General features: G+C 62.6%; 12 protein-coding genes. 3 read left to right on the top strand and 9 right to left on the bottom strand.

The annotated features are described in order from the left end of the window. Positions 1–103: 103 nt before the first annotated feature. The 3 genes from yjiA to LT40_RS19330 all read right to left on the bottom strand — a co-directional run bounded on the left by yjiA (position 104) and on the right by LT40_RS19330 (position 3,492). A complete protein-coding gene (gene yjiA / locus LT40_RS19340) occupies positions 104–1,063 on the bottom strand; it encodes a GTPase (RefSeq protein WP_237749271.1) in 960 nt (319 codons plus the stop codon). 146 nt (positions 1,064–1,209) lie between these two features. Further along, positions 1,210–1,407, bottom strand: coding sequence for a YbdD/YjiX family protein (locus tag LT40_RS19335; protein WP_043192786.1), 198 nt, complete (start codon positions 1,405–1,407; stop codon positions 1,210–1,212). Between the two features lie 18 nt (positions 1,408–1,425). Continuing rightward, entirely contained in the window at positions 1,426–3,492 is a 2,067-nt protein-coding gene (locus LT40_RS19330) for a carbon starvation CstA family protein (RefSeq protein ID WP_043192785.1), read from the bottom strand. A gap of 172 nt (positions 3,493–3,664) precedes the next feature. On the opposite strand from LT40_RS19330, the gene LT40_RS19325 reads away from it, so the two are divergent. Further along, positions 3,665–4,033, top strand: coding sequence for a PilZ domain-containing protein (locus LT40_RS19325; protein WP_043192784.1), 369 nt, complete (start codon positions 3,665–3,667; stop codon positions 4,031–4,033). Between the two features lie 177 nt (positions 4,034–4,210). Here the strand turns inward: LT40_RS19325 and LT40_RS19320 are convergent, their stop codons facing one another. The 3 genes from LT40_RS19320 to radA all read right to left on the bottom strand — a co-directional run bounded on the left by LT40_RS19320 (position 4,211) and on the right by radA (position 7,764). Continuing rightward, the gene (locus LT40_RS19320; protein ID WP_043192783.1) at positions 4,211–4,903 is read right to left on the bottom strand and encodes an HAD-IA family hydrolase; all 693 of its coding nucleotides are present in this window, start codon (positions 4,901–4,903) and stop codon (positions 4,211–4,213) included. Between the two features lie 106 nt (positions 4,904–5,009). Further along, positions 5,010–6,245, bottom strand: coding sequence for a M20/M25/M40 family metallo-hydrolase (locus LT40_RS19315; protein WP_043192782.1), 1,236 nt, complete (start codon positions 6,243–6,245; stop codon positions 5,010–5,012). 151 nt (positions 6,246–6,396) lie between these two features. After that, entirely contained in the window at positions 6,397–7,764 is a 1,368-nt protein-coding gene (radA, locus tag LT40_RS19310) for a DNA repair protein RadA (protein ID WP_043192781.1), read from the bottom strand. A 211-nt stretch (positions 7,765–7,975) separates the two neighbouring features. On the opposite strand from radA, the gene mscL reads away from it, so the two are divergent. Next, positions 7,976–8,428, top strand: a complete 453-nt coding sequence (gene mscL, locus LT40_RS19305) for a large-conductance mechanosensitive channel protein MscL (protein WP_052393482.1) — start codon at positions 7,976–7,978, stop codon at positions 8,426–8,428. A gap of 414 nt (positions 8,429–8,842) precedes the next feature. Here mscL and LT40_RS19300 read toward each other — a convergent pair whose 3' ends face one another. Next, positions 8,843–9,619, bottom strand: coding sequence for a ferredoxin--NADP reductase (locus LT40_RS19300; protein WP_043192780.1), 777 nt, complete (start codon positions 9,617–9,619; stop codon positions 8,843–8,845). Between the two features lie 235 nt (positions 9,620–9,854). Here LT40_RS19300 and LT40_RS19295 point away from each other — a divergent pair, with 235 nt between their 5' ends. Beyond that, complete coding sequence (locus tag LT40_RS19295; protein WP_043192779.1) at positions 9,855–10,979, top strand: methyltransferase; 1,125 nt, start codon at positions 9,855–9,857, stop codon at positions 10,977–10,979. Positions 10,980–11,068: 89 nt separating this feature from the next. On the opposite strand, the gene LT40_RS21460 is transcribed toward LT40_RS19295, so the two are convergent. Continuing rightward, a complete protein-coding gene (locus LT40_RS21460; RefSeq protein ID WP_084139847.1) occupies positions 11,069–11,230 on the bottom strand; it encodes a DUF2474 domain-containing protein in 162 nt (53 codons plus the stop codon). Between the two features lie 52 nt (positions 11,231–11,282). After that, positions 11,283–12,290, bottom strand: a complete 1,008-nt coding sequence (gene cydB, locus LT40_RS19290; RefSeq protein ID WP_043192778.1) for a cytochrome d ubiquinol oxidase subunit II — start codon at positions 12,288–12,290, stop codon at positions 11,283–11,285. Position 12,291: the final 1 nt, after the last annotated feature.

The following is a 12,291-nucleotide window of genomic DNA, read 5'->3' as shown; positions in this document are numbered from 1 at the left end:
GCTACAGGGATCGCATCATTTTGTAGCCGCGTCCAGCGTCGCCCTCTGTAGCAGCGGCGCGAGCCGCGTCCGGCGTCGCCGCGGTGTGTCGGGTACGTGGGATTCAGAGCTGGTCGAACCCGGTGCGGATCTTGGCTTCGGGTAGATCATCGGCAATGAACACCATCACGCTTTCGCGTACCTCCCCCGGGGCCCATTCGGTGTCCCAGTCGAAGCCGTAGAGCTTCAATACGCCCTGGAACACCAGGCGTCGTTCTTCCCCTGCTATGTTCAATACGCCCTTGTAGCGCAGCAACTGCTTGCCGTGCTCTTCCAGCAGTTCGTTCATGAAGCTGCTCAGCCGATCGATGTCCAACGGCTTGTCGGTGCGCAGCACCAGGCTGGCGATGCGGTCCACGCTGGGCCCCTGGTTGACCGGGCGCAACGCCAGGCCGGCATTGAGATTGAAGCCACGCACATCGAGCAGCTCCGCCAGATCGATGCGACCGTGTTCGACCACACGGATCGGCGCACGGCGGTTGATGCGGGTCAGGCGCTCGCTGAGCTCTTCAACCACCGAGGGCTCGACCAGATCGGTCTTGCTGAGCAACAGCCGGTCGGCAAAGCCTACTTGAGCCTGGGCAATGGTCTGGGCCAGGTGAATGCCGGCATTGGCGGCGTCCACCAGGGTGAGGATGCCATCCAGGATGTAGCGCTCGCGCAGCTCTTCGTCGATGAAAAAGGTCTGGGCGACCGGCGCGGGGTCGGCCAGGCCGGTGCATTCGATGACCAGACGATCGAAGGCGATCTGGCCATTGTCCAGGCGTTCGAGCAGCAGGTACAGCGCCTTGGTCAGGTCGGTGTGGATGGTGCAGCACACGCAGCCATTGGCCAGGGTCATGATTTGCACGGGTTCGTCGCCCAGCAACTGGGTGTCGATGTCGGCGTCGCTGAATTCGTTCTCGATCACGGCGATCTTCAGGCCGTGTTCGGCTTTGAGCATGTGGCGCAGCAAGGTGGTCTTGCCGGCGCCGAGAAAGCCGCTGAGGATGGTGACGGGAATGGGGGGGGCGGCTTCGGGCAAGGTTGTTGGCTCCACAATCATTTAAATGCAAATGGCCTCTTCGCGGCCACTGGCCGCTCCTACAGGGATATTCGATCACATGTAGGAGCGGCCAGTGGCCGCGAAAGGGCCATCACTCAAGACACATCTCTACGAGATGGCCTGCCTCAACAGCACTTGGGCCCACCCTTGCCGCCGTACCTGGCCTCCTGGCGTTCGCGGAAGAACGCCTCGTAGTCCATCATCGGCTTGTCCGGGTGCTTGGTCTGCATGTGCTCGACGTAATTGTCGTAGTCCGGCATGCCCACCATCAGACGTGCCGCCTGTCCCAGATATTTTCCCAACTTGCTCAGGTCGTTGAACATGGCGGCAGTCCTCGGTCATCACGCATTGGGGAACGGCTGGAACGGTGCTTCCTTGTCGGTACGTTCCTTCTTGCCCCAGGCGGCGACGCCGACCTTCAGGGCGAAGAACAGGATGCTGAAGACCACCAGCAGGAACAGTACGGTCAGGGTTGCGTTGGTGTAGGCGTTGAAGATCACGTGCTGCATCTGCTCTACGCTCTTGGCCGGCGCGATGACCTGACCCTGGGCCAGGGCATTGCTGTACTTGTTGGCCAGCGCGAGGAAGCCAACCGCCGGGTTGGCGTCGAACAGCTTGATGAACCCTGCGGTAGTGGTGCAGATCAGCAGCCACACGGCCGGCAGCATGGTGACCCAGATGTAGCGCTGGCGCTTCATCTTGATCAGCACGACGGTGGCGAGCATCAGGGCGATACCGGCCAGCATCTGGTTGGAGATGCCGAACAGCGGCCACAGGGTATTGATACCACCCAGCGGATCGATCACGCCCTGGTACAGCAACCAGCCCCACAGTGCCACACAACCGGCGGTGGCAATGACGTTGGCAGTCCAGGACTCGGTGCGCTTGAGCGCCGGAACGAACGAGCCGAGCAGGTCCTGGAGCATGAAACGGCCGGCACGGGTGCCGGCATCCACGGCGGTCAGAATGAACAGCGCTTCGAACAGGATCGCGAAGTGGTACCAGAAGGCCATGGTGTTTTCACCCGGCAGCACCGAGTGCAGGATCTGCGCGATACCCACGGCCAGCGTCGGGGCACCACCGGCGCGCGCCAGGATGGTGGTCTCGCCGATGTCATGGGCCACCGCCTGCAGCGCTTCCGGCGTGATGGCGAAGCCCCAGCTGCTGACGGCCGTGGCCACTGCGACCACGTCGGTACCGACCACTGCGGCCGGGCTGTTCATGGCGAAGTACACACCCGGCTCGATGACCGAAGCGGCAACCATGGCCATGATGGCCACGAACGACTCCATCAACATGCCGCCGTAGCCGATGTAGCGGGCATTGGTTTCGTTGTCCAGCAGCTTGGGCGTGGTGCCCGAGGAGATCAGTGCGTGGAAACCCGACACCGCGCCGCAGGCGATGGTGATGAACAGGAACGGGAACAGACCGCCCTTCCATACCGGGCCAGTGCCGTCGGTGAACTGGGTCAGCGCAGGCATCTTCAGTTCCGGCATGGTCACCAGGATACCGATGGCCAGGGCGATGATGGTGCCGATCTTGAGGAAGGTGGACAGGTAGTCGCGCGGGGCCAGAATCAGCCACACGGGCAGCACGGCGGCAACGAAGCCATAGCCGATCAGCATCCAGACGATCTGCACACCGGTGAAGGTGAAGGCCTTGGCCCAGACCGGATCGGCGGCAACCTGCCCACCCAGGTAGATCGACAGCAGCAGCAAGGCCACGCCGATGATGGAGATTTCACCAATGCGGCCCGGGCGGATGTAGCGCATGTACACGCCCATGAACATCGCGATGGGAATGGTGGCCATGACCGTGAAGATGCCCCACGGACTTTCGGCGAGCGCCTTGACCACGATCAGCGCCAGCACGGCGAGGATGATGATCATGATCAGGAAGCAACCGAACAGGGCAATGGTGCCGGGAATGCGGCCCATTTCCTCGCGCACCATGTCGCCCAGCGAGCGGCCGTTGCGGCGGGTGGAGAGGAACAGCACCATGAAGTCCTGCACGGCGCCGGCCAGCACCACGCCGGCGATCAGCCACAGCGTGCCGGGCAGATAGCCCATCTGCGCGGCGAGTACCGGGCCGACCAGAGGGCCTGCACCGGCGATGGCGGCAAAGTGGTGACCGAAGAGGATGTGCTTGTTGGTCGGGACGTAGTCCAGACCGTCGTTGTTGAGCACCGCGGGCGTGGCGCGGCGCGGGTCGAGCTGCATGACGTGGTTGGCGATGAACAGGCTGTAGTAGCGGTAGGCGACCAGGTAGATGGCCACGGCCGCGACGACGATCCATAACGCGTTGATTGCTTCACCGCGACGAAGTGCAACGACGCCCAGGGCACAGGCACCAATGATCGCCACGATCAGCCACGGAACGTGGCGGAACGCACTGCTATTGTTTTTCATATTATTGTTTCCAGCTCAGTGGATGAGTGTCAGCCTTACCGAGTCTAGCGATTTTTTGTCCGATGGCCATCCCCACGTTGGTCTAGAGCGGCGCATAGCGCAAGGTTCGCAGAGGTTTGCTGCTGGCTCCGAGCCACTGCGCTATAGTCCAGCAAAACTCGAGGACCCGACCATGACGCAAACCCCTACCGAACGCCGACGTTTCAAGCGCATCGCTTTCGACGCCAAGACCGAATTGCGCCAGGGCACCGAGCGCTGGCAGGTGAAGCTGCTCGACCTGTCGCTGAAGGGACTGCTGATCGAAAAGCCGTCGCCCTGGCTGGGCGATGCTGGCAAGCCGTTCAATGTGGATGTGAAGCTGGGGCCGCAGGAAGATGTGGTGATGGAGGTCAAGCTGGCCCATGACGACCATGGGCAGCTGGGTTTCGTGTGCACCCATATCGGCCTGGATTCGATCAGCCACCTGCGGCGGTTGATAGAGCTCAACCTGGGCGACCCCGAGGAGCTGGAGCGGGAGTTAGGGGCGTTGTTGGAGGTTTGAGAGAGCTTTCCGGACCGCACTGCTCTACAGCCGCGCATTGGTCGTGCATATGTGGGAGCGGTCTGTGGCCGCGAGGGAGTAATGCGGTGTATCAGGCAGATCGCGGTGCGGCTTTCGCGGCCGATGACCGCTCCCACAGGTACGGTCACAGGTGAATTCCGCCCTGTGGGAACGGGACTACACCAGGTGAGCCGGCAGGCCCCATTGGGCGGGGTCGAAGCCCAGTAGGCTCTGCAACCGATCATCGGCGTGGTGGTAGCGCTCCGGGGCCATGGCGGCATCGGGGACGGCGACGGCGAACATGCCGGCGGCCTTGGCGGCGGTGACGCCGAAGGGTGAGTCCTCGAACACCAGGCAGTCCTTGGGCTCCACGCCCAGGCGCTTGGCCGCGACCAGGAAGATATCCGGCGCCGGCTTGGCCGCGCCCACTTCCGGGTCGTCGGCGGTGACGATGGTGTCGAACAGCGCGAACCACTCTTCATGCAACGTGGTTTTCATCGCGAAATGCCCGCGGGACGAACTGGTGCCCACGGCGATCGGAATGTTGTGCGCCTTCAGATGCCGCACCAGTGCCTCGGCGCCGGCCATGGCCTGGGCATGGGGAAAGCGCTCGGCCATCAGCGGCGCGCGCGCTTCCATGAATTCGGCGGGCGTCAGGGGCAGGCCCAGGGTTTCGACGATGTAGGTCGACAGGTCGTTGGCACCCAGGCCGATGGTGTTCTGCTTGATGCTCCAGTCGAAGACCTTGCCGTACCGCTCGGCAATCATCTGCGTGACTTCGGTGTAGATGCCCTCGGTGTTCAGCAGCAAGCCATCCATATCGAAGATGACGGCCTTGACGGGGCCCATGCCCGGCACTGCAGTGTTCATGGGGCGTGCTCCGTTGTCGTTGAGAAGACCTCAGAGTACGGGTGCGGTCGGGGGTTGAGCAAGTCGCAGCGCCGACGCTTTTATCAAGCGCCAGCGCTGCAGTGGCTCACGGCGCCGACAAACTCCGAATCATCGACAACGTCAGGTACAACCGCGGCGCGATGCTATTGAGTTCGATGTACTCGTCATCGGCGTGCAACCCCGCGCCCACCACGCCCATGGTTTCCAGCACCGCAGGCTTGTCGCTGCCGGGCACGTAGGCGTAGCCGGCATCGGTACCGAAGCGCATGGCGATCGGTTCGATGGACTTGTCGATCGCAGCGTAGGCCTTCTGCGCCACTCCGGCCAACTGCTCGGAACCACTGTTCTTGGCCAGGGGCGGTCGGCCTTTCTCCAGGCGCAGGCTGACCTGGGTTTCGTCGATCAGTTGCTTGCGGATCAGGCGCTGACCTTGGGCAAGCACGCGGTCGGTCTCTTCGATGTCCGAATAGCGCATGTCGGCTTCGGCCGTTGCGATGGCGGGGATGATGTTGCGTTTCTCGCCCGCCTTGGCCATGGTCCAGTTCACGGTGGTGCCCTTGTCGGGATCACCCAGGTCCTTGAGCTGGACCAGCTGATGAGCCAGCTCGGTAAGCGCATTGCGACCCTCTTCCGGCGCGGAGCCGGCGTGAGACGAGCGCCCCTTGACCTCCAGCACCAACCCGTTGATGCCGTTGGTGGCGGTGGTCACCGCGTCCTTGTTCGGCGGTTCGTAGGAAAAAACGTAGTCGTGTTGAGCGGCCAGTTCGGCGATGACTTTTTTCGAGCCGGCCGAGCCCATTTCCTCGTCCGGGTTGAACAGTACGGTCAGCGTGCCGTAACCATCAAAGCCCTGGGCCTTGAGCAGTTTCAGCGCGTGCAGGATCATCGCCACCCCGCCCTTGGCATCGGCCACACCTGGGCCGTAGGCCCGCTCCTGGTCGGTGCGGAACGGGCGCTTGGCCGCAGTGCCGGGGCCGAACACGGTGTCGTAGTGGACCATGAGCAGGAAATTCTTGCTGCCGGTGCCCTTGAAGGTGCCGACGATGTTGTCGCCTACCGACGGCGTGGCCGGGGTGGTCTGGACCGTGGCGCCCAGCTCCTTGAGACGCTTGACGAGCAACGCGCTGATCGTCGCCAGGCCTTTTTCCTGGCCGGTACCGGTGTCGACCGAAACCAATTCCTTGACCGTCTCCAGGTAGCTGGGTTGTTCGGCCTGGGCTTGTTTGTAGAGGTCGGCGGCGGGTAGCTCGGCGGCATGGGTCGAAAGGGAGAACAGGCAGGCTGCAGCGATTGCGGTGATGCGGGAAGGGCGAACGAGCATGGGTCGAGAGCCTCGGGCAGGTGCGGTTTTTGTAGGCAGGATTGGCCTCTTCGCGGGCAGAGACCCGCTCCCACAATGAAACGGTGGGAGCGTCTGCTCCGATAGGGCAAGTCCTGACATCCAACAACCTTAGCCTACTGCGGCGTTCGCGCTACTCGAACAAGGCATCCAGCGCCTGTTCCAGACGTGTCACGGCAATGACCTGCAACCCTGGCGGAGCCTCTTTCGGCGCGTTGGCCTTGGGCACGATGGCGCGTTTGAAGCCGTGCTTGGCCGCTTCCTTGAGCCGCTCCTGGCCACTGGGAACCGGGCGCACCTCGCCGGACAGACCCACTTCGCCGAACACCAGCAGGTCGTGAGGCAACGGGCGATTGCGCAGGCTGGACATGATCGCTGCGAGCAACGCCAGGTCGGAGGCGGTTTCCAGCACTTTCACCCCGCCCACCACGTTCAGGAACACGTCCTGGTCGTGGGTGGGGATGCCGCCGTGCCGATGCAGCACCGCCAGCAGCATGGCCAGGCGGTTCTGGTCCAGGCCCAGGGTGACCCGGCGGGGGTTGGAAAGGTGGCTGTCGTCGACCAGCGCCTGCACTTCCACCAGCATCGGCCGGGTGCCTTCCCAGGTGGCCATGACCACGCTGCCGGGGACTTCTTCCTGGGCTCGGGTCAGAAAGATCGCCGAAGGGTTGGAAACTTCTTTCAAGCCCTTGTCGGTCATGCCGAACACGCCCAGTTCGTTGATCGCGCCGAAACGATTCTTCACGGCCCGCAGCAGGCGCAGACGACCATCGGATTCACCTTCGAAGTACAGCACGGTGTCGACCATGTGCTCGAGCACGCGCGGACCGGCCAGGGCGCCTTCCTTGGTCACGTGGCCGACCAAGAAGATGGCCGTACCGCTCTGCTTGGCGTAGCGCACCAGCAGCGCCGCGCTTTCACGCACTTGGGACACGCCGCCGGGCGCCGACTGCAGGTTTTCGGTGAAGATGGTCTGGATCGAGTCGATCACCATGACCTTGGGGTGCTCGACCTTGGCGGTGGCGATGATGGTTTCGATGCAGGTCTCGGTCATCACCTTGAGCTTGTCCTGCGGCAGACCCAGGCGCCGCGCACGCATGGCGACCTGTTGCTGCGACTCTTCGCCGGTGACGTACAGCGCGGGCATGCGCGTGGCGATGTTGCACAGCGTCTGCAGGAGGATGGTCGACTTGCCGATGCCCGGATCGCCGCCGATCAGCACCACCGAGCCATCGACCAAGCCGCCGCCGAGCACGCGGTCCAGTTCGGCGGAAGCGGTCGAGAAGCGCGGGATCTCCTCGATGCTGACTTCGGCCAGTGTCTTGAGCTGGGCCTGCTGCCCGGCCCAGCCGGTGCGGCCGCTGGGCGGCGCGGCGGCGCCGCTTTCGATGACCGTTTCCACCAGGGTGTTCCAGGCGCCGCATTCGCCGCATTGGCCGGCCCATTTGGGGAACGTCGCACCGCACTCGGTGCAGCCGTACATGCGCTTAGCCTTGGCCATGAAAATTCCTGTTCGAAAAGTGCGTTCATGATAATCGAGCGCGCTGTAATAGTGGGTAAATCAAGCCCTTGCAGCGCGGAAAAACGGCTAGTCTGTACTTTGACAAAACTTCTCGGGCGCAGCTGTGTCCCTTGCAGCAGGCGTGGAAAATGAAGCAATACGCTGACTTGGACTGCGTTGACCAACCTCATCTGTAATAAGGAATAACCTCATGAGCGTGCTAAGTGAATTCAAGGCCTTTGCGGTCAAGGGCAATGTAGTCGACATGGCCGTTGGTATCATCATCGGTGCAGCTTTCGGCAAGATCGTTTCATCTTTCGTCGGCGATGTGATCATGCCGCCACTTGGGCTGCTGATCGGTGGCGTGGACTTCAGCGACCTGGCCATCACGCTGCGTGCGGCGGTCGGTGATGCGCCGGCGGTGGTGTTGGCCTATGGCAAGTTCATCCAGACGGTGATCGACTTCATCATCGTGGCGTTTGCCATTTTCATGGGGGTGAAGGCCATCAACCGCCTGCGTCACCAGGAAGAGAAGAAGCCTGCGGCGCCTGCTGCGCCTTCCAAGGAAGAGTTGCTGTTGGGCGAAATTCGTGACCTGTTGAAAGAGCAGAATGGCAAGGGCACCGTGGTGACCACTGCACCGACGCCTGGGCCGCAGATCTGATACCGCGGTGAGGCTTTCGCGGCCGATGACCGCTCCCACAGAATGACCGCATCCATCCTGTGGTGGTGCATGGAAGATGGGGATCGCATCGATCCTGTGGGCCTGCATTGATGCTGGAGACCGCATCCATCCTGTGGGATTGCATTGATGCTGGAAACCGCATCGATCCTGTGGGGCTGCATTGATGCTGGAGACCGCATCGATCCTGTGGGGCTGCATTGATGCTGGAGACCGCATCGATCCTGTGGGGCTGCATTGATGCTGGAGACCGCATCGATCCTGTGGGGCTGCATTGATGCTGGAGACCGCATCGATCCTGTGGGAGCGGTCTGTGGCCGCGAAGGGTTGATGCGGTGAGTCAGGTAGACCTCGGTGAGGCTTTCGCAGCCACAGACCGCTCCCACGGGATGGCTGCTACCAGTAGTTCTCGACGGCGACCTGGCCAGGGCGGCGGCTCAGGCTCAGGTTCATGTCACGGCCCTTGAGCAGTTGTCGAGTGTCGTCGATCATCTGCGGGTTGCCGCAGATCATCACCCGTGAATGCTCGGGCGTCAGCTCCAGTGCGGCGGTCTTCTCCAGATCGCCGTTTTGAATCAGGTCGGTAATGCGACCGTGCAGTGTGCCAGGCACTCTCTCCCGAGTTACGATCGGGATGAACTGCAATTTGCCAGCAAACTCGGCCAGGTAATCACGCTGTTCAAGGCCGGCGATCAATTCCCGATACGCCAGTTCCTGGCCCTCGCGCGCGCTGTACACCAGCTTGATGTGTTCGAACTTCTCCCACACGGGAAAATCCTGGAGGATCGACACGAAGGGCGCCACGCCGGTGCCGGTCGCCAGCATCCACAGGTCGCGACCGTCGACGAAGCGATCCAGGGTCAGATAACCAGTCGCCAGCTTTTCCACCAACAACTCATCACCCGCGCGCAAGCGGCTCAGTTCACTGGTGAACTCGCCGCCTGGAACGACAATGGAGAAGAATTCGAGAAATTCGTCGTGAGGTGAAGACGCCATCGAATAGGCACGCCACACCACACTGCCGTCGGCCTTGGTGACACCCAGCCGGGCAAACTGGCCAGCGACGAAGCGGAAACCGGCATCGCGGGTTGTGCGCAGGGTGAACAGGCTGGGGGTCAGCGGCTGGACCTCGAGAATGGTCTGGCGAGTGAATTTTTCTGCGCTGGCAGTCATGGGGCGCTCCGGGGTTCAAGTGCCGGTATTTTCTCGCAAACTGCTGCAGATAAACACCGCTGGTTTGTGTGGCCACCGGGGAGCGTACCTGTAGGAGCGGTCTGTGGCCGCGAAAGGCTGATGCGATGGATCAGGTAGAGTGAGGTAAGGCTTTCGCGGCCGATGACCGCTCCCACAGGAACTGCATGCGATCGGGTAGAATCGCGCCTTTATTGCCGCTTTCGTGCCTTCCGCCATGCCCGTACTGACTTCGCCCTTCGCTGAACTCGATCTGATCCGCCAGCCCGATCAACCCAACGAGCCGTTGCAGGCGTTCGATGCTGCAGACGAGTATCTGCTGGCCTACATGGCCGAGCATCCCCTGCCTGCCCAGGCGCGGGTGCTGATTCTCAACGACAGCTTCGGCGCGCTCGCCATCAGTCTGCAAGGCTCGGTGCACCTGATCAGTAGCGGCGACTCATTCCTCGGCGCATTAGGGCTTGAGAAGAACCTGACGCGCAATGGCCTGCCATTCGACAGCATTGAGTTCGTCCCCGCCAGTGCGCCGGTGCAGGGTCCGTTCGACCGCGTGCTGGTGCGTGTACCCAAGACCCTGGCCCTGCTCGAAGAACAGCTGATCCGCCTGCACGGCCACCTGGCGCCCGGCGCCGAAGTGGTCGCTGCCGGCATGGTCAAGCACTTGCCCCACGCTGCAGGTGACTTGCTGGAAAAATACATCGGCACGATGCGACCGTCACTGGCGGTCAAGAAAGCGCGGCTGTTGATCGCCACTGCTGAAGGCAAGCCCGCGCCGATATCGCCCTACCCGACTCGCTATCAGTTGGACGAGCCCAGGCTGATGCTGCTCAACCACGCCAACGTGTTCTGCCGCGAAGGGCTGGACATCGGCACCCGCGCGTTCCTTCCGCACCTGCCGCGCAACCTTGGCGCGGCCCGGGTTGCGGATCTGGGCTGCGGCAACGGCGTGCTGGCCATCGTCAGCGCCCTGGCCAATCCGCAGGCCAGCTACACGCTGGTGGACGAGTCGTTCATGGCCGTGCAATCGGCGCAGGAGAACTGGCAGGCGGCCCTGGGCGCGCGTCAGGTCGAGGTACGTGCTGGCGATGGCCTTGCCGGCCAGGCGCCGCAGTCGCTGGACGTGGTGCTGTGCAATCCGCCGTTTCACCAGCAGCAGGTGGTGGGTGACTTCCTCGCCTGGCGCATGTTCCAGCAGACGCGCGAGGCGCTGGTCACCGGCGGCGACCTGTACATCGTCGGCAATCGCCACCTGGGTTATCACAGCAAGCTGGCCAGGCTGTTCCGCGGCGTCGAACAGGTGGCTGCCACGCCCAAGTTCGTGGTGTTGCGCGCGCGCAAATAAGCGCCCGGCACGCGTTTTTCAGGGCCAAAAAAAAGCCCTCCGCAAGGAGGGCTGTAAAAAGAGCACTGCCAGAGCAGCACTGATGGGATTCAGTGGGATTTCATCCCGGCCGCCGTCATGAACAGGCGGATCAACATGGCAAACACGCCCAGCGCGACGACGCTGCCGGCATAGATCACCACCAGCCAGCCCAAGCGTTTCCACAAGGGCTTTTTCTCTTCGCTGTGCGTAACGATCGGTTTCTCGCTCATGCTTCTACTCCTGCTCGACCCAGGCCTTGCAGCCTGGGCAGCGGCGGTTGGACTAGTGGTAGCCGTCTTCGTGGGTCACCTTGCCGCGGAACACGTAGTAGCTCCAGAAGGTGTACACCAGGATGATCGGGATGATGAACAGCGTGCCCACCAGGATGAAGCCCTGGCTCTGTGGCGGCGACGACGCTTCCCAGATCGAGATCGACGGCGGGATGATGTTCGGCCACAAGCTGATACCCAGGCCGCTGTAGCCCAGGAACACCAGCAGCAGGGTCAGCAGGAACGGCGTGTAGTGCGCGTTGCGTTTGACCGAGCGCAGCAGGCCGATAACCGTAGCCAGCACCAGGATCGGCACCGGCAGGAAGTAGAACAGGTTCGGCATGCTGAACCAGCGCGTGGCGATATCGCCATGGGCCAGGGGTGTCCAGATGCTGACGATACCGGTCACGATCAACAGCCCGTAGGTCAGTGGCGGCGCCAGCTTGTGCATGGCCTGCTGCAGGCTGCCTTCGGTCTTCATGATCAGCCAGGTGCAGCCGAGCAAGGCGTAGGCCACGATCAGCGCCAGGCCGCAGAACAGGCTGAACGGGGTCAGCCAGTCGAGGCCGCCACCGGCGTAGTTGCGGCCGACCACGGGAATGCCGTCGATGTACGCGCCCAGGGCCACGCCCTGGAAGAACGTTGCTGTCAGCGAGCCGCCGATGAACGCCTTGTCCCACACGTGGCGCTTGGCCGCGGTCGCCTTGAAGCGGAACTCGAACGCCACGCCACGGAAGATCAGGCCCATCAGCATCAGGATCAGCGGCAGGTAGAGCGCCGACAACACTACCGAATAGGCCAGCGGGAACGCGCCGAACAGCGCCGCACCGCCCAGCACCAGCCAGGTTTCGTTGCCGTCCCAGACCGGTGCCACGGTATTCATCATGACATCGCGGTCGCCTTCATCTTTCATGAAGGGAAACAGGATGCCGATGCCCAGGTCGAAGCCGTCCATGATCACGTACATCATGATGCCGAAGACGATGATCACGGCCCAGATGAAGGGAAGATCGATACCCATG

The organism is Pseudomonas rhizosphaerae, from assembly GCF_000761155.1.
Classification (GTDB): domain Bacteria; phylum Pseudomonadota; class Gammaproteobacteria; order Pseudomonadales; family Pseudomonadaceae; genus Aquipseudomonas; species Aquipseudomonas rhizosphaerae.
This window is presented reverse-complemented; position numbering and strand designations above follow the sequence as displayed.